This window comes from Rathayibacter sp. CAU 1779, from assembly GCF_054551755.1.
Window position 1 is genome coordinate 789166 of the sequence record NZ_JBTOLK010000001.1, and the last position, 17099, is coordinate 806264.

Below are 17099 nucleotides of genomic sequence, written 5' to 3' on the forward strand. Positions count from 1 at the left end.
CAGATGTTGCCGCTGCACACGAAGCAGATGCGGAAGGGCGGACTCGCTGTCGTCGATGCCTCTGCGGTGCGGGCGTCCTGCGGCACAGCGTGCGACAGCTGCGCCTGCGTCTCCTCCGGCGCGAAGCTCATGCATCCATTGTGCTGCAGGTTGCGGCTCGGCCGTCCACTCGTCCGTCTGTCCACCCATCGTCCCCAGACCGGCAAGTGCGGAGTACTCCACGGATATGCGCATCCAGCCGCCGCCGTCCGCCGCCGGTCGACAAGCTGGTCACCCCGAGGGAGGTGGTCATCTGGACGGCTCATACAACGCGGCACGGTCCGCGGTCGACTACGTGCGGTCCGAACTGACGGCAGCCCTCGCGCAGCTCCCGGACCCGGCGGACGTCGACTGGAGGTCGGAGGCGCAACGGCGCTGTGGCACGCGAATCGACGCCATCAGGTCGACGGTCAAGGATGCGTTGCACGCGCTGGACTACGCAGCGATCGCGTTCCGTGACGCTGCGATCCTCGACAGTAGCCAGGGCGCTGGCACGCCTGCGGTCGAAACGTCGGGGGCTGGCTCCGGTGGGTGACGACATCACGATCTCGGGCGGTGGAACGCGCGTGGCGACCGAGGCCCTCTATGCGGCGCGCGATTCGCTCGTTGCCCTGAGCGGCGTGTTCGGCGAGCTGTCACACTCCCTGCGGCCGGCAACAGCCGTGACGACGTCAGCGCCCGGCCCGGATGCTGCTGCAAGTGGCGGGGTGGGTGCGGGTGCGGCGAGTGCTGCGGATGCCGCGCGCCTGGCGTACGAGGCTGTCGCGAGCATCCGGTATGCGGCCTCGCAGTCCACAGGTCTCGCCCGAAGTCTCGGCGAAGCCGCCGCGTCCTACGATGCGGCCGAGGCGGGCGCCCGATCGGGCATGGATCTGCTCCGCGACCCCGCTTTCCTCAACGCGCTGAGCACACTGAGCGGCTGGGCGCTCGGACAACTGGCACCGTTCGCGGTGGCGCTGGGGATCGTGACGGGGCCCACGTTGGTGGCTGCGCTGGCGGCGGCCTTCGGCGCGGGAAGCCTCGCGGACGGCTCGCCCAGCGGATTCCTCGGACGGCTCGAGCACCTTCTCGGGAGCAAAGCGAGTCTGCTGCGCGACCCCCGCATGGTCGCACTCGTCCGGTACGCAGTGTCATCGACGGATGATGCGATCCTCGGCGCCGCTGGTGCGCCGCTGTCCGCGATCGCACTGGCTGGCGACCAGGGCACCGGTGCCTTCGGGATACACGGCGCCGCCCGAGTCATCGTCGGTGCAGGATCCACGCTCGGCCTCCTGCGCGAGACGCCGGTGAGGGTGGATCGCGTCTCAGCGGGCACAGTCACTCCGCCGTCGGACTACACGGATCTCGTCCGGCGCATCCCGTCCGCCACTTCGGACGGTCCGCAGGTGCGGATCGAGCGTTACGCGGGATCCGACGGCGATCCGGTCTACCTGGTCTACGTGGGAGGCACGGTCGACTGGGACCCGGTCACCGGAGACCAGCCGTTCGACGTCACGAGCGACCTGACGGGCGTCGCGCAACTGGACCCGGCCTCGCTTCGGGCGACGCAGGAGGCAATGCGGGAAGCAGGCATCCAGCGCGGCGACACGGTCATCCCGGTCGGATACTCGCAGGGCGGCATCATCGCAACGGACCTCGCGACGTCGGGCGAGTACATCACACCGACGCTCGTCACGTTCGGATCGCCCACCGGCGGGGTCGCCGTGCCGGCGGGCGTGACGGACATCGCCGTCGAGCACACGGACGACCTGGTCCCCGCTCTGGGCGGGCTGCCGAGCGGGACCGGCAACGATGCCGGTGATCGCGTCCTCATCACTCGGCAGACGTTCGACCGCGAGATCCCGTCCGGTTCGTCGCCCGCAGACGCGCACCGCATCTCGGAGTATGCGATCACGGCGCAGCAGATGGACGCCACGACAGATCTGCGGCTCGCCGCCGGTCTCGCAGCGCTTCCGACCGGATCGGCCGGCGAGGCCGGGCTCTATCGCGGGGTTCGCACCACCGGAGAAACCGGATGAGCGCCGGATTCCCGGCGCTCTGGCCTCAGTGGCGGGTGACCGGCCGGAATATCAGACCGAGCAGCCAGCTGATGACGGCCAGGATCAGCGCCGCCCACACGCCGTCCCAGAATCCGTCGACGTGGAGGCCGAAGCCCATGGCGTCGCTGATCCACGAGACGATGAGCAGCAGCAATCCATTGACGATCAAGGAGATCAGACCCAGCGTCAGGATGTACAGCGGGAACGCGACGATGCGGATCACCGTGCCCACGATCCCGTTGACGACCCCGAAGATCAGAGCGATCAACAGGTACGTCAGGATCAGCGGGAACTCACCGCCGCTCGGGTCGTACGACTTCACGGTGACGCCGCTCACGATCAGTGTCGTGACCCAGAGCGCGAACGCGTTGATGATCAGTTTCAGCAGAAACCTCATACGCACAGTCTTTCAGGCGCTGCGTCGCCCGGGAAGGAGGGCGCGCTGTGCACGCGTCCTTACAGCCTTCCGGGGACGGCACGTGCTTCCGAGGACGGCACGTGCTTCCGAGGTCAGCACGTCCGGGAGGACAGCCGAGCCCGCCGTCGCAGTGGACTGCGGCGGATTTCCTTTGCCACGAGCAGCCGATCGAGCGGTCACCGACGCGGCATCCTCCGGTCGAGCGCGATCGACCGGGGCTGCAGCCGGCGAACGGTTCTCCCCTTGCACGCAGCCAGCGGAATATGCCCGTGGGTAAGTTATCGGTGTGGATCCCCAGAACGTCGACAGAGTGCGCTTGCGCCCGGAGATCGCCGGCCTCGCCGCTTACGCCCAGGGCCGGGTCCCGGCACAGGACGGCTTCAAGCTGTCGAGCAACGAGAACCCGTTCGATCCCCTGCCGGGTGTCGTGGAGGCCGTCGCCGCAGCGGATGCGCTCAATCGCTACCCGGACGGCGCGGCGCTGGCCCTGCGGGATCGCCTGGCAGAACGCTTCGGCGTCGGCACCTCCGAGGTGCATCTCGGCGCCGGATCCGTCGCGCTCCTGTCGCAGTTCATCAACGCTGCCGCCGGACCGGGCGATGAGGTCGTCTACGCGTGGCGATCGTTCGAGGCGTACCCGGGGCTCGTCGTCGTGTCGGGCGCCGCCAGCGTGACAGTTCCGCTGCTGCCGGATGCGAGGCACGACCTCGACGGCATGCTCGCCGCCATCAACGAGCGCACCCGCGTGGTGATCGTCTGCACCCCGAACAACCCGACAGGGCCGATCGTGACGACGGACGAGTTCGAGCGCTTCATGGCGTCGGTACCGTCGGATCTGCTCGTCATCCTCGACGAGGCCTACGTCGAGTTCGTCACCGATCCGGACCACGTCGACGGACGTCAGCAGATCGGCCGCTACCCCAACCTCGTCGTGCTCCGCACCTTCTCGAAGGCGTATGGCCTCGCCGGACTTCGCATCGGCTACGCGATCGGACCGGAGCGGCTGCTGAACGCGGCGCGCGCGGCAGCCATCCCGATGAGCGTCACCGACACGGCGCAGGCCGCGGCGCTGGCGTCGCTCGACCGTGAGAGCGAGCTGCTCGATCGCGTCGCTGTGATCGCCGAACGTCGCACGCGACTTCGCGACGGGCTCATCGCCCAGGGCTGGGACGTTCCGGAGGCCCAGGGGAACTTCGTGTGGCTGCGCACGGGCGAGGACACGGCGCGGTGCGTTGACGCCTTCTTCGACGGTGGACTGGCCGTGCGCGGATTCGCGCCAGACGGCATCCGGGTGGGTGTCGGTGAGGAGGAGTCTGTGGATCGGGTTCTAAAGATCACGCAGGAGCTTGTCGGCACCCTACGGAAGACGCCCCGAAACGAGCAGTTAGGTTAGTCAGGATGTCTGCCACGAACGACCGGTTCGCGTCGCCGGAAGGGCTCTCCGCCGCGACCGTGCAAGTACTGACCCCCGATGGTCGCTTCGAGCCGACGGATGCCGCGGCCGATTTCCTGCCCTACCTCGAGACCCTCACCGACGACGACTACCGCCGCTTCTATCGCGACATGGTCGTCGTGCGTCGTTTCGACGTCGAGGCCACCAACCTGCAGCGGCAGGGACAGCTCGCGCTGTGGCCGCCGAGCAGCGGGCAGGAAGCGGCCCAGGTCGGATCCGCCTACGCCGCCAAGCCGCAGGACACGATCTTCCCCTCGTACCGCGAACACGTGGTGGCGACCATCCGCGGGGTGGATCCGCTCGACATCATCCGTGTCATGCGCGGCGTGACGAACGGCGGATGGGATCCGACGGATCCGAAGAACGGCAACTTCCGCATCTACACGCTCGTGCTGGGCACGCAGGCGCTGCACGCCACCGGATACGCGATGGGCGTGAAGTTCGACGGCAACGTCGCAACCGAGAGTCCCGACTCCGACCAGGCGGTCATGGTCTACTTCGGCGACGGCGCAAGCTCGGAAGGCGATGTCAGCGAAGCGTTCGTGTTCGCCGCCAGCTATCAGACACCGCAGGTGTTCTTCTTGCAGAACAACCAGTGGGCGATCTCCGTCCCGGTCAAGACGCAGTCGCGTGCGCCGCTCTACCTGCGCTCGAGCGGATTCGGCATCCCCGGCTACCAGGTCGACGGGAACGACGTTCTGGCCAGCTACATGGTCACCGCGAAGCAGTTGGATGCTGCCCGCGGCGGGCAGGGACCGAGCCTCATCGAAGCCGTCACGTACCGCATGGGTGCGCACACCACGAGCGACGATCCGACGCGCTATCGCACCTCGGACGAGGACGACCATTGGCGCGGACGTGATCCGATCGCCCGCATGCGAGCGTTCCTGGCCGGCCGCGGCATCGGCGACGAGTGGTTCGCCTCCGTCGACGAGGAAGCCGCAGACTACGCGGCCGACGTCCGTCGCCGCACGCTCGAGCTCTCGGTTCCGACGGCCGAGCTGATCTTCGACCACGTGTACTCGGAGCCGCACGCCGACGTCGTCGAGCAGCAGGCGTGGCTCGAGCGCTACGAGAAGTCGTTCGAAGCGGATGCCGCGGCATCCGTGCCCGCACCGTCACCGGCATCGGCGGCACAGGCATCGGCGGCACAGGCATCGACGCAGGGGGCGAGCGCGTGACAGACGTGACGACCACGCAGAACGCGGCGCAGGCATCCGCTCGGATGCCGTTCCGCACGGGGACCGAGAGTCTCCCGATGGCGAAGGCGTTGAACGCCGGGCTCCGGCAGGCGCTCGCCGACGACCCGCACGTGCTGCTGATGGGCGAGGACATCGGCCCGCTCGGCGGCGTGTTCCGCATCACCGAAGGACTGCAGGCGGAGTTCGGGCCGCAGCGTGTCATCGACACCCCGCTTGCGGAGTCGGGCATCGTCGGCACGGCGATCGGCCTCGCCATGCGCGGATACCGACCGGTGTGCGAGATCCAGTTCGACGGATTCGTGTTCCCCGCCTTCGACCAGATCACCACACAGCTCGCGAAGATCACGTCGCGGCACGAGGGTGCACTGCGGATGCCCGTGGTCATCCGCATCCCCTACGGCGGTCACATCGGCGCCGTGGAGCACCACCAGGAGAGCCCCGAGACGTACTTCGCGCACACCGGCGGGCTCCGCGTCGTGAGCCCGTCGACGCCGAACGATGCGTACTGGATGATCCAAGAAGCCATCGCCTCCGACGACCCGATCATCTTCCTCGAGCCGAAGAGCCGCTACTGGCCGAAGGGCGAGGTCGACTTCACGGCCAGTGCCGCCCCGCTGCACGCCAGCCGCGTCGTGCGCACCGGAACGGACGTCACGCTGGTCGGTCATGGCGCGATGGTGAGCGTGCTGCTCCGCGCGGCGGAGATCGCCGCCGAGGAGGGCACCAGCCTCGAGGTGGTCGACCTCCGATCGCTGTCGCCGATCGACTACGGACCGCTGCTCGGATCCGTGCGCAAGACAGGACGTCTGGTGGTGGCGCAGGAGGCGCCGGGATCCGTGAGCGTGGGCAGCGAGGTCGCCGCAACCGTCGCCGAGAAGTCGTTCTACTCCCTGGAGGCCCCCGTGCTGCGCGTGTCCGGATTCGACACACCGTTCCCGCCCGGCAAGCTCGAAGACCTGTACCTGCCCGACGCCGACCGCGTGCTCGAAGCCGTCGATCGCGCGCTCGCGTACTGACGACATCCGCTCGAACGCAGCGTCTCACCCCGAACCCCCAGAGCCTCGAAAACGTCCGCAAGGAGAACCATGAGTGAGTCCGAGTTCCTGCTTCCGGACGTCGGTGAGGGCCTGACCGAGGCCGAGATCGTCTCGTGGAAGGTGGCGCCAGGCGACACCGTGCACGTCAACGACGTGTTGTGCGAAATCGAGACGGCGAAGTCGCTCGTCGAGCTCCCTTCACCGTTCGAAGGTGTCGTCGACCGGTTGCTCGTCACGGAGGGCGACACCGTCGAGGTCGGTGCGCCGATCATCATCGTCGGCGACGGACCGCAGGGAGGTGCCGCGCAGCACACCGACGGTCTGGACAACGTCATCGAGGTGGACGACGCCGAGCTGGCGAGGGTGCGCGAGACGGCCGGATCGGGGGATGCTGCGGCAGCCGCTTCAGCAGCCTCTGCCGCGCAGACTCCCGCGTCGCACGCTGCAGCCGCGGCGCGTGAGGATGCCGAGGCGGCAACCCTCATCGAGCGCGACGGCGACGAGCCCAAGCCCGGCGCCGTGCTCGTCGGATACGGATCCGCCGGCCACGGTGCCAGCCGTCGTCGCAGCCAGACGCGTCGACCCGAGGTTCCCGGACGTCACGTGCCGACGGCAGCGGACCTCGTCCCTGCGGCGTCGGCGACACCTGTGATCGCGAAGCCGCCGATCCGCAAGCTCGCCAAAGACCTCGGTGTCGACCTCCTCGCCATCTCCGGGACGGGCATCGCCGGCGAGATCACTCGGGATGACGTGGTGCGCAACGCCAGCCAGGCCAGCGTCTTCCGCAACATCGAGACCCCCGAGTGGGCGGACGAGCGCGAGGAGCGCGTGCCGGTCAAGGGCATGCGCAAGCAGATCGCGTCGGCCATGGTCCGATCGAAGTTCACCGCCCCGCACGTGAGCGTCTTCGTCGACGTCGACGCGACCCGCACGATGGAGTTCGTCAAGCGTCTCAAGGACTCGACGGCATTCGCCGGCGTGCGCGTCTCGCCGCTTCTCATCATGGCGAAGGCGATGATCTGGGCGGTGCGCCGCAACCCGAGCGTGAACGCCACGTGGACCGACGACGAGATCATCATCCACCACTACGTGAACCTCGGCATCGCGGCGGCGACGCCGCGCGGACTCATCGTGCCGAACATCAAGGACGCCCAGTCGATGACCCTGCTCGAGCTCGCGAAGGCGCTCGAACAGCTCACGCTGATCGCCCGCGACGGCAAGACTCCGCCGGCCGACATGCAGAACGGCACCATCACCATCACGAACATCGGCGTGTTCGGCATGGACACCGGAACGCCCATCCTCAATCCCGGCGAGGTCGGGATCGTCGCCCTCGGCACGATCAAGCAGAAGCCCTGGGTGGTGGACGGCGAGGTGCGCCCGCGCTTCGTGACCACGATCGGCGGATCCTTCGACCACCGCGTCGTCGACGGCGACGTCGTCTCACGTTTCGTTGCCGACGTGGCCTCCATCATCGAGGAGCCCGCACTCCTTCTCGACTGATGCCGCAAGTGCACGACTACGGACGCGAGAGTGCACAACCCCGGATGCGAGAGTGCACTCTCGGCACCGGGCAGGGGCCGCCGTCGCACCCGGAGCCTTCAGCGCTTGCTCGAGCGAGTTGGCGCCTTGTAAGGCGCCGACTCGTGGCGCGGGGTCTCGAAACCGACGAATCGTTCGCCGAGCGCCACCGATCGGCGCTTGCGATCGACGCGCTGCGTCGACCACGGTGGCTGCAGAGCCGACCACCACGACGACGAACAGCCATCCGAATGCGGGGTGGCCGAGCACGAAGCACGTCACCGTGGCGACGATCCCGAGCAGCATGACCGAAGTGGCCACCCCGGATATCCGCGCGCGCCGAAGATAGCGCGGGTCGGGATCGAGCATGTTGAGCTTGACGAAATCGCGGGTGCGGGAGATGGCCAGAACCGGAATCGAGACGCCGATCCACACGACCGCTGCCGCCATAAGGCCCACCGCATATCCGACGAGGAGGATCGGCATCCACACCGGTCCGCCATCGAACCAGTAATGCCAAGGATCTCGGGCGAGGGCGACGGCGAGGGCGTTCTGGAATGCGGGCAGCACCCACACGATCAGCTCCGTGACAGAGCACAGAACGGCGGCCACGAACGGCAATAGGAACATCGGTACGGTGAACGTCTGCATGTCGCGCCCACCGCGCCAGAGCGGCTGAAGTACGCCGAACACCCCTGCGAGCACGGGCCCGGCGAAGGGCAGGTATCCCCACACCGTCTCGCCCTGGCTGTCCGGAATGGCCAGGAATTCGCCGATGACCGTGACGATGACTCCCGCCGCGAGCACTGCGATGGCCGGGGCGCTGAAACACAGACGCAAGGGGCTGGGTGTCGGGGCTGCCGAAGGGTCCTCAGAAGGCGAACTCACCCGGCCATTATCCCGGCGACTCACGTTCGGACCGCGCCGACCACAACGCCTTCAACGCGCGGCGCCCGGCATCCGCGCGCCGCGCGATATGACAACGAGAGGAGCCGCGGGGGCGGAGCGGACTCTCAGCGACGAGCAGCGATCTCGAGCGCCTTCAGCGCCCGATCGAGCGAACCGCCCAGGTTGTAGCGCTCGCCGATGGCGTGCACGGATGCCAGGTGCGCGGCATCCAGCGGCCGGAGCGTCCCGTCGACCTCCGGCAGCTCCACTCGTTCGCCGACCACGATGGCAGGCATCGCACGGGCGAGATAGTCGGTGGACACGGTCAGCTTCATCCGCACGCTCGGTGACAGCGCGACGGACGGATCCGCCGCCGCCGCCGCCAGGATCCCGTCCAGATCCCCGAACTCCCGCAGCAATCCCGCTGCGGTCTTCTCGCCGACGCCGGCGACGCCTGGCAGCCCGTCGGACGGATCCCCTCGCATGGCGGCGAAGGCTGCGTACTGCCCGGGTGAGATGCCGTATTTGGCCTCGACGACGGCATCCGTCACGAGCTCGAGCTTGCTCATGCCGCGCGCCGTATAGATGATGCGCACGCCGGAAGCGTCGTCGACGAGCTGAAACAGGTCGCGGTCGCCGGTGACGACGTCGACTGCCGTCGACCCGGACGACCGACTCGCTTCACGACGGACAAGGAACCCGATGATGTCATCGGCCTCAGCCTGCTCCGCACCCACCACCTGGATGCCGAGCTCGCCCAGCAGCTCGCGGATCACCGGTACCTGCGGCACCAGTCCGGCTGGCGTGTCCTCTACGTCGACGCCGCCCGGGCGCAGTTCCGCGACACGGTGCGCCTTGTACTGCGGGATGAGATCCACCCGCCAACGTGGACGCCAGTCGTCGTCCCAGCAGGCCACGAGCGCCGTCGGCTCGTAGTCGGTGACGAGCTTCGCGATGATGTCGAGCAGTCCGCGGATGCCGTTCACCGGCATCCCTTCCGCATCTCTCACGCTGTCGGGCACGCCGTAGAACGCGCGGAAGTACAGAGAGGCGGTGTCGAGCAGCATCAGTCGGCCCATGCGCTTGATCCTCGCACCCACGGACGACGCCGGCACCTCCGGTGCCATGACGACCCGCTTGCCCCTCGTTCGGCTGTCCCTTCGTGTCGCCCGGCGCGGTACAAGCGGCACGAGGGGACAGCGGAGCCGGGTATCGGATGCCTGCGCAGCGAAGCCGTGCCGGATGCCTGCACTCCCCTTCCGCTGTCCGTTCATGTCGCCTGGCGTCGACTGCCGCGGCACGAAGGGACAGCGGAGCTGAGTCTCGGCTGCCCGCACTCCCGAACCGATCCGTGGGAGCGGTACCGCAGGTCTCGCGGCATCCGCAGCAGGGCGCGGCGCATGCCTCGGCTCGCAGACCCTGTTGCTTTTGAGTATCATTATCAATAAGCATCGGCGTCAGTCGCGTCGTCGGTGCTCGCCTGCCGCACACACGCGGCGATCGGTGCCGGAACGGTGCCGATCCGGCCACACACGCGGCTTAGACAAGGTTCCCTTTCATGAAGCGTTCCGTCCTGACGCTCTCCGCCCTCGCCTCGGTCGCTGCGGCGGCCCTCCTCCTGGCCGGATGTTCCGCATCATCCGCCGACCCGTCCACGTCGAAGACCGGCAGGATCGCCGTCGTCGCCTCCACCAACGTGTGGGGGGATATCGCGAAGCAGGTCGGCGGCGACGAGGTCGACGTGACGTCGATCATCGACGATCCCGACAAGGATCCGCACGAATACCAGGCCAGCGGGCAGAACCAGCTCGCGCTCTCGAAGGCCGAGGTCGTCATCGTGAACGGCGGCGGATACGACGACTTCGTCGGCGAGATGCTCTCGGCCGTGCAGACCACTCCGACCGTGCTGAACGCGGCAGACATCTCCGGCCACGACCAGCACCCGTCGAGCGGCGAGTTCAACGAGCACCTCTGGTATGACTTCCCGACGGTCGACAAGGTCGCCGACAAGCTCGCCGATGCGTTCGCGGATGCCCGGCCCGGAGACAGGGCTGCGTTCCGTGCCAACGCCAAGGCGTTCGAGGCATCCGTCGCGAAGCTCACGGCCACGGAGGCCGATCTGAAGCAGCAGTTCGCAGGCAAGGGCGTGGCGATCACCGAGCCTGTGCCGCTGTACATGCTGAGCGCGATCGGACTCGTCGACAAGACGCCGGAGAAATTCAGCGAGGCAGTCGAGAGCGATACGGATGTCGCACCCGCGGTCTTGCAGCAGACCCTCGACCTCTTCTCCAGTCGTGCCGTCTCGCTGCTCGTCTACAACGAGCAGACGACCGGTGCGCAGACCCAGCAGGTGCTGGCCGCGGCGAAGGCGAGCTCCATTCCTGTCGTCGGAGTGACGGAGACGCTCCCCGCAGGCAAGGATTACCTGGGATGGATGCGCGCGAACCTGACGAACATCGGCGCGGCACTGCAGAAAGCGGCTTCGTGATGACGAACAGCTCCGAGCTCCCGGTGCTCTCCGAGGACGAGGCGCTCCTCGACGGCCGTCCTGAGGATTCCGTTCGGCCGGCCGAAGGCGGTGACGGGACGGTCGATGCCGGGGCGGTCGATGCCGGAATGGTCGCCGACGACGCCGCAGACAGCTCGCTCGACGCCCCGCGCGGATCCCTCGAAACGGTCCTCTCGCTGCGCGACGCCACTCTCGGATTCGCCGACCGCACGCTCTGGTCCGGACTCGACCTCGATGTGCACGCCGGCGAGTTCATCGCGGTGCTCGGTGCGAACGGATCCGGCAAGACGAGCCTGCTCAAGGTGATCCTCGGGCAGCAGAAGCTGCTCTCCGGATCCATCGAGTTCCTCGGCGAGCCCGTCACCAGTGGAAACCGGCGCATCGGCTACATCCCGCAGCAGAAGCTCGCCGACGAGGGAACGCCGCTTCGCGCGAGGGATCTCGTCGGGCTCGGCGTCGACGGGCACCGATGGGGCATCCCGTGGCCGTCGAAACAGCGGCGTCAGCGGATCAACGACCTGCTCGACGCGGTCGGCGCGTCCGCTTATGCCAAGGTGCCGATCGCCACGCTCTCCGGTGGGGAGCAGCAGCGTCTCCGCGTCGGCCAGGCGCTGGCCGGCGACCCGCGGATGCTGCTCTGCGACGAGCCGCTCCTCTCGCTCGACCTCACCCATCAGCGCGCGGTCAGCGAGCTCATCGACCGGCACAGGCGCGAACGCCAGCTCGGCGTGCTGTTCGTGACACACGACGTGAATCCAGTCCTCGACCTTGTCGACCGCGTGCTCTACCTCGCCGGTGGGAAGTTCCGAATCGGCACTCCGGATCAGGTGCTGCGCAGCGAAGTGCTCAGCGAGCTGTACGGGTCGCCGGTGGACGTCATCCGCACGCGGGGTCGCATCGTGGTCGTCGGCACGGCGGATGCGCCAGGCGGGCATCCCGACGGACCTCACGCCCACCACGACGAGCACCACGACCCGTCGCACGACCTGGAAGCGGCAGCGCCATTTGCGCACAACAGCGCCACTCCGGTTGGCGCGGCAGTGCGCACATGGCGCAGTAGCTCGGACGGGCGGGATGAACGATGAGGCTGGATGCCGCCCCCGACTGGTGGGGACAGATCTTCGACTTCACGGACTACGGGCAGCTGCTCGTGCTGCTGCACAACTCGATCCTCGCCGGGGCGATGCTGGGCATCATCGGCGGACTGATCGGAGTCTTCGTCATGTCGAGGGACATGGCGTTCGCGGTGCACGGCATCAGCGAGTTGTCGTTCGCCGGAGCATCCGCAGGGCTGCTGCTGGGCGTCGGGGTGGTGGAGGGATCGATCGTCGGTTCACTCATCGCCGCGCTCCTGATCGGGCTGCTCGGCTCGAGGGCTCGAGAACGCAACTCGATCACGGCCGTTCTGATGCCGTTCGGACTCGGCCTGGGCATCCTCTGTCTGGCCCTCTACCCTGGACGCTCGGCCAACAAGTTCGGTCTGTTGACGGGACAGATCGTCGCGATCGACAACCCGCAGATCGGCGCGCTCCTGGTCATCTCGATCATCGTGCTGGTCGGTCTCGGCGTGGTGTGGCGCCCGCTGATGTTCGCCAGCACCGACGCGGATGTCGCGGCCGCTCGCGGTGTCCCGACCCGGTCGCTCTCGATCGTGTTCATGCTGCTGCTCGGGCTCGCGGTCGCGGTCTCCGTGCAGATCGTGGGCGCGCTGCTCGTGCTCTCGATCCTCGTGACACCGGCTGCCGCCGCGTTGAAGGTGTCGTCGTCGCCGCTCTGGGTGCCGCTGCTCAGCGTCGTGTTCGGCGTGGTCTCGATGGTGGGCGGCATCATGCTGGCGCTCGGCGGCAGCGTGCCGATCAGCCCGTACGTGACGACCATCTCGTTCCTCATCTATGTGGTGTGCAGGCTGATCGCCTGGGGTCGCAAGCGTCGAGGCATGAGCGGACGGATGCCCGTGGCATCGACCCGCGCACCGCTCACCGCGTCGAGGCGGCCGGTTGTGGTCGGCGCAGTCCCGGTGGCCGGCGCAGTCCCGGTGACGGACAGAGTCCCGGTGACCGAGGCAGTCCCGGTGACCGAGTCCGCGGGAGCGTCATGATCGACGCGCGATCGGGGGTTCAGCGATGAAACGGAACACCTGGCAGCGCGAGGCGGTGCGCGAGGCGTTGACCTCCAACGAGGGATTCGTCAGCGCCCAGAGCCTGCACACCGAGCTGCGCGAGCACGGATCCCCCATCGGCCTCGCCACTGTCTATCGCGCACTGTCGGATCTCGCCACCGAGGGCGAGGCGGACTCGCTCCAGTCGCCGGAGGGCGAGGCCCTCTACCGCGCGTGCTCGACCAGCGGACACCACCATCACCTGATCTGCCGCCGTTGCGGGCTGACCGTCGAGATCGCGGCGGACGACGTGGAGCAGTGGGCGCAGCGAGTGGCATCCGAGCACGGCTTCACGGATGCGCGCCACGTCGTCGACGTCTTCGGTCTCTGTGCGGACTGCGCGGCATCCGCTCCCGATCGCTGATTAGGCGCCCCGCTGCCGGAAGCTGCCCAACTTGATCCGTTCCGAAACCGGAGCGATCGCGCTCTCGCAGCGAAAACCGGAGGATCCCTCCGACCCTGGATGCCAGCTCTGGTAATCGGTACCGAATGATGCGCGGGTCGCCACGCGCACATCCGGAGCTCGCCGCCAACCCGATCAACGCCGCCAACCCGGTCAACGCCGCCAATCCGGTCAGCGGCGCCAACCCGGTCAGCGCCGCCAACCCAGACGGCGGCATGGGCATCGACCGCAATGAGCGCCTCCGCGCGTGTCATGCAGTTCACGGTTACCCGCGTAGATACTGATGTGCCGAACACGGTTTCCTCCCTGAAATCCGCGGGCAACTGATCAGTTGACACGGGTAACTTGAACCTGGCAGGCTGTCGAGCACGCGCTCGCACTCGGCAGCGCAGAAGGCTCGAAGGATTCACGATGACGTTCTCCCTGGGCATCGTCGGAGCAGGCCAGTTCGCCGGCCAGTTCGCGACGCTCTTCCACCACCACCCGGACGTATCGGAGGTGTACCTGACGGATCTCATCCCAGAGCGGGCGACCGAGCTGGTTGCTTCCGGCGGATTCGCGGGGACGTTTGCAGACTTCGACGAGATGTTGAAGTCCCCGGTGGACGCCGTCGCGATCTTCACCCAGCGCTGGACCCACGGTCCGCTCGTTGTCAAGGCGCTCCGCGCCGGCAAGCACGTGTACTCGGCGGTGCCGATGGCCATCTCCGCCGAGGAGATCGAAGAGATCGTCGCGACGGTGCGCGAGACCGGCCTCACCTACATGATGGGCGAGACGAGCTACTACAACCCGGCGACGGTGTTCGCCCGGCAGAAGCTGGCGGCAGGCGAGTTCGGCACCATCTTCTACGGTGAGGGCGACTACGTGCACGACATGGACCTCGGGTTCTATGACGCGTACAAGTACTCCGGCGGCGAGAACTGGAAGTCGACGGCAAGCTATCCTCCTCTCCTCTACCCGACGCACTCCGTCGGCGGTGTGCTCGGGGCTTGGCCGAGCCATGCGACGTCGGTGTCCGCGATCGGCGTGGTCGACGGGCGCGGAGACGGCGTCTTCGACCGTTCGGTGAGCCAGTTCGACAACGACCTCTCGAACGCGACCGCGCTGTTCGAGATCGCGGGTGGCGGATCCATGCGCATCAACGAGTTCCGCCGCGTCGGATTCCCGTCGCACAAGCGCGAGTCCCGGTTCCGCTGGTTCGGCACCGAGGGCAGCTTCGAACAGGTGACGACCGCGTCGTTCTGGCAGACGCGGGAGGAGGCGGTCGACGTTTCGGCACTCATCGACACCCACGCATCCGTCTCGCTCGACGATCCGTCGCTCGCGAACGTGTCGCCCGCCCTCCGCGACGCCTTCGTGTCCGGATACGCCGCCGTGCACGACACGACGCGCATTCCCGCGGAGCTGCTCGGTCTGCACAACGGGCACGAGGGCAGCCATCACTTCCTCGTGGATGACTTCGTTCGTGCGGTCGAGTCGCAGATCCTGCCGCCCGTGAATGCGTGGACGGCCGCTCGCTTCACGCTCCCCGGCGTGATCGCGCACCAATCAGCTCGGCGGGATGGCGAGCGTCTCACCATCCCCGATCTCGGGGACGCTCCGGGGCAGGCCGCCGTGGAGGCGGCATCCGCGACGGTCACGGCAGGCTGACGACGACGCCGACCGGCGAGAATACAGGGATGCCAGCCAGGTCGGGGTCCAGGGTCACGCGTGCTGACGTCGCACGATACAGCGGCGTCAGCACAGCCGTCGTGAGTTATGTGCTCAATGACAGCCCGAAGCGGGTGGCGCCCGGCACCAGGGACCGCGTGCTCGAAGCGGTGCGGATGCTGGGCTATCGTCCGAACGCGGCAGCCAGGGCGCTCTCCAAGGGGTCGGCCGACATGTTCGGCATGGTCGTGATCGACACCCGCAACCCGTTCTTCGCGCAGCTCTGCTACGAGCTCGACCTGGCCAGCGTTCGGCATGGCCGATCCCTGTTGACGATGAACTCGGATCGAACACACGTGGCGACCGCGGACCTCATTCACGACCTGGTTGCACGCCAGATCGGCGGCCTCATCATCGCGGAGACGCTCACGGCCTCAGAGCAGGCGATCGTGGCGGGACTCGCCGTCCCCGTGGTCCTCATCAATCAGTTCAGCGGTGACCAGCCGATCCCCGCCATCGGCGTCGATTTCCGCTCCGGCGCCAGGCAGGCCACGGAACACCTGATCGGCCACGGGCGTCGCTCCATCGCCTTCGTGGGCAGCGACCAGCCACTGGACCAGCGCGAGCGAGGGTGGTCGGATGCTCTGAGCGATGCCGGGCTGCCGCGTGGGCGCATCCTGCACGCCGAGTTCGGCTACCGGAGCGGCTACGAGGCCGGCCTCGCACTCGCCGAAGGCGGCGGCCGATCGGATGCGGTGTTCGCGGCATCCGATCAGATCGCGATGGGTCTGATGGCCGCGCTGCACGCGGCCGATGTCAGGATCCCGGAGGACATCGCCGTCGTGTCGTTCGACGGGATCACGGAGGCGGCGTACATGACCCCGCCGCTGACGACCGTGGCGCAGCCGATCGCAGACATGGCCGAGGACGCCATTCGCCGCCTCGAGTCCGGCGAACCCGAACCGGGTCTGACGACGTTCCCTGTGGAGTTGGTGATTCGCGAATCCTGCGGATGCCCGCCGGCGTCGTGAGCGTCGGGCCGTCGCGGGACTTCAGCGCCTGAGGACCCCTGAGTGCAACCTCGCTGCAGCGACCGTATTGCTGCACTCCGGCGCCATGCTCCTGACGTCCAACCCAGTGAGAGAACGGACGTGGCATCCGTCCAGATGGAATCGGATGCCACGTGAAGAGTCGGTCGAGGTCAGCAGCCCGCCGCGACGCGGGCCTTCTTGGCGGCGGCTGTTCCGACGGAGGTCCAGCCGCACAGGGCCTTCCACGTGGCCGGGCCGACGTAGCCGTCGGTCGCGAGCTTCGGATTGGTCATGTCGCCCTGGAACTGCTTGACCCGGCTCGTGGTCGCGTTCCCGTATGAGTTGTCGACAGCGATGGCCTTGATGCCGTAGTCGTTCGCCCAACTGTTGAGCATGGTCTGGATGTATCCGACGCACACGGAGTATCCGCCGGGACCATACACGTTGGCGGTGCACGTGGTTGAGGCGCTGGCCGACGTTGTGGGGATGATGGCCAGGCCGACGACGAGCGAGGCACCGAGGGCAACAGAGGCTATGCGTTTGCTGAGTTTCACGCCCAAGGAACCTAGCAACGACAGTTGACGGCGGTCAACCATTTCACCCGCATCCGATCACCACTGCCGAGGAGAGTGGACGTTCGCCTGCCTTCTCGATTTGGGTACCCGCGGCGTGTCGCGTAGACTTGACGTTCGTCTGCGCGGACTCCTCTGCGCAGTTCGCACACACAATCCCCTCTTCGCGAATGCGGTGA

The 17099-nt window shown here is 67.7% G+C and carries 15 protein-coding genes; 11 read left to right on the top strand and 4 right to left on the bottom strand.

Annotation, left to right across the window (positions count from 1 at the left end; all coding sequences use genetic code 11):
* The first annotated feature begins 566 nt into the window (after window positions 1-566).
* On the top strand, window positions 567-2057 hold the full coding sequence (locus tag ACX9R5_RS03570) for a hypothetical protein (protein ID WP_459407620.1): 1491 nt from the start codon (window positions 567-569) through the stop codon (window positions 2055-2057).
* Window positions 2058-2082: 25 nt separating this feature from the next.
* Here the strand turns inward: ACX9R5_RS03570 and ACX9R5_RS03575 are convergent, their stop codons facing one another.
* Complete coding sequence (locus ACX9R5_RS03575; RefSeq protein ID WP_459407621.1) at window positions 2083-2475, bottom strand: phage holin family protein; 393 nt, start codon at window positions 2473-2475, stop codon at window positions 2083-2085.
* A 307-nt stretch (window positions 2476-2782) separates the two neighbouring features.
* On the opposite strand from ACX9R5_RS03575, the gene ACX9R5_RS03580 reads away from it, so the two are divergent.
* The 4 genes from ACX9R5_RS03580 (at window position 2783) to ACX9R5_RS03595 (ending at window position 7691) form a co-directional block, all read left to right on the top strand.
* Window positions 2783-3889 carry a histidinol-phosphate transaminase gene (locus tag ACX9R5_RS03580; protein WP_459407622.1) on the top strand — a complete coding sequence of 369 codons (1107 nt, stop codon included), beginning with the start codon at window positions 2783-2785 and terminating at the stop codon, window positions 3887-3889.
* 5 nt (window positions 3890-3894) lie between these two features.
* Window positions 3895-5130: a pyruvate dehydrogenase (acetyl-transferring) E1 component subunit alpha gene (gene pdhA / locus ACX9R5_RS03585; protein ID WP_459407623.1), complete on the top strand. Its 1236-nt coding sequence runs from the start codon at window positions 3895-3897 to the stop codon at window positions 5128-5130.
* A gap of 44 nt (window positions 5131-5174) precedes the next feature.
* Entirely contained in the window at window positions 5175-6167 is a 993-nt protein-coding gene (locus tag ACX9R5_RS03590; protein WP_459409031.1) for an alpha-ketoacid dehydrogenase subunit beta, read from the top strand.
* 69 nt (window positions 6168-6236) lie between these two features.
* Window positions 6237-7691, top strand: coding sequence for a dihydrolipoamide acetyltransferase family protein (locus ACX9R5_RS03595; protein WP_459407624.1), 1455 nt, complete (start codon window positions 6237-6239; stop codon window positions 7689-7691).
* Here ACX9R5_RS03595 and ACX9R5_RS03600 read toward each other — a convergent pair.
* Both ACX9R5_RS03600 and ACX9R5_RS03605 read right to left on the bottom strand, forming a co-directional pair.
* A complete protein-coding gene (locus ACX9R5_RS03600) occupies window positions 7632-8597 on the bottom strand; it encodes a hypothetical protein (RefSeq protein ID WP_459407625.1) in 966 nt (321 codons plus the stop codon). The genes ACX9R5_RS03595 and ACX9R5_RS03600 overlap by 60 nt on opposite strands.
* Before the next feature lie 125 nt (window positions 8598-8722).
* Window positions 8723-9676, bottom strand: a complete 954-nt coding sequence (locus tag ACX9R5_RS03605) for a 5'-3' exonuclease (RefSeq protein ID WP_459407626.1) — start codon at window positions 9674-9676, stop codon at window positions 8723-8725.
* A 479-nt stretch (window positions 9677-10155) separates the two neighbouring features.
* On the opposite strand from ACX9R5_RS03605, the gene ACX9R5_RS03610 reads away from it, so the two are divergent.
* The 6 genes from ACX9R5_RS03610 to ACX9R5_RS03635 all read left to right on the top strand — a co-directional run bounded on the left by ACX9R5_RS03610 (window position 10156) and on the right by ACX9R5_RS03635 (window position 16348).
* On the top strand, window positions 10156-11085 hold the full coding sequence (locus ACX9R5_RS03610; protein WP_459407627.1) for a metal ABC transporter solute-binding protein, Zn/Mn family: 930 nt from the start codon (window positions 10156-10158) through the stop codon (window positions 11083-11085).
* Window positions 11086-11213: 128 nt separating this feature from the next.
* The gene (locus ACX9R5_RS03615; protein ID WP_459409032.1) at window positions 11214-12191 is read left to right on the top strand and encodes a metal ABC transporter ATP-binding protein; all 978 of its coding nucleotides are present in this window, start codon (window positions 11214-11216) and stop codon (window positions 12189-12191) included.
* The gene (locus ACX9R5_RS03620; protein WP_459407628.1) at window positions 12188-13204 is read left to right on the top strand and encodes a metal ABC transporter permease; all 1017 of its coding nucleotides are present in this window, start codon (window positions 12188-12190) and stop codon (window positions 13202-13204) included. The genes ACX9R5_RS03615 and ACX9R5_RS03620 overlap by 4 nt, the downstream gene beginning before the upstream one ends.
* A 25-nt stretch (window positions 13205-13229) precedes the next feature.
* The gene (locus tag ACX9R5_RS03625; protein ID WP_459407629.1) at window positions 13230-13628 is read left to right on the top strand and encodes a Fur family transcriptional regulator; all 399 of its coding nucleotides are present in this window, start codon (window positions 13230-13232) and stop codon (window positions 13626-13628) included.
* A 450-nt stretch (window positions 13629-14078) separates the two neighbouring features.
* Window positions 14079-15317 (top strand): Gfo/Idh/MocA family protein, encoded by a 1239-nt coding sequence (locus ACX9R5_RS03630; RefSeq protein ID WP_459407630.1) that lies wholly within the window; start codon window positions 14079-14081, stop codon window positions 15315-15317.
* A gap of 29 nt (window positions 15318-15346) precedes the next feature.
* Entirely contained in the window at window positions 15347-16348 is a 1002-nt protein-coding gene (locus ACX9R5_RS03635) for a LacI family DNA-binding transcriptional regulator (protein ID WP_459407631.1), read from the top strand.
* A 170-nt stretch (window positions 16349-16518) separates the two neighbouring features.
* Here the strand turns inward: ACX9R5_RS03635 and ACX9R5_RS03640 are convergent, their stop codons facing one another.
* A complete protein-coding gene (locus tag ACX9R5_RS03640) occupies window positions 16519-16902 on the bottom strand; it encodes a peptidoglycan-binding domain-containing protein (protein ID WP_459407632.1) in 384 nt (127 codons plus the stop codon).
* Between the last annotated feature and the right edge of the window lie 197 nt (window positions 16903-17099).

Coding starts and splice junctions, on each gene's coding strand:
- ACX9R5_RS03575 (WP_459407621.1), bottom strand. CDS start 2,475: ATGAGGTTTCTGCTGAAACTGATCATCAACGCGTTCGCGCTCTGGGTC.
- ACX9R5_RS03610 (WP_459407627.1), top strand. CDS start 10,156: ATGAAGCGTTCCGTCCTGACGCTCTCCGCCCTCGCCTCGGTCGCTGCG.
- ACX9R5_RS03605 (WP_459407626.1), bottom strand. CDS start 9,676: ATGGGCCGACTGATGCTGCTCGACACCGCCTCTCTGTACTTCCGCGCG.
- ACX9R5_RS03635 (WP_459407631.1), top strand. CDS start 15,347: ATGCCAGCCAGGTCGGGGTCCAGGGTCACGCGTGCTGACGTCGCACGA.
- ACX9R5_RS03630 (WP_459407630.1), top strand. CDS start 14,079: ATGACGTTCTCCCTGGGCATCGTCGGAGCAGGCCAGTTCGCCGGCCAG.
- ACX9R5_RS03620 (WP_459407628.1), top strand. CDS start 12,188: ATGAGGCTGGATGCCGCCCCCGACTGGTGGGGACAGATCTTCGACTTC.
- pdhA (WP_459407623.1), top strand. CDS start 3,895: ATGTCTGCCACGAACGACCGGTTCGCGTCGCCGGAAGGGCTCTCCGCC.
- ACX9R5_RS03595 (WP_459407624.1), top strand. CDS start 6,237: ATGAGTGAGTCCGAGTTCCTGCTTCCGGACGTCGGTGAGGGCCTGACC.
- ACX9R5_RS03625 (WP_459407629.1), top strand. CDS start 13,230: ATGAAACGGAACACCTGGCAGCGCGAGGCGGTGCGCGAGGCGTTGACC.
- ACX9R5_RS03590 (WP_459409031.1), top strand. CDS start 5,175: ATGCCGTTCCGCACGGGGACCGAGAGTCTCCCGATGGCGAAGGCGTTG.
- ACX9R5_RS03615 (WP_459409032.1), top strand. CDS start 11,214: ATGGTCGCCGACGACGCCGCAGACAGCTCGCTCGACGCCCCGCGCGGA.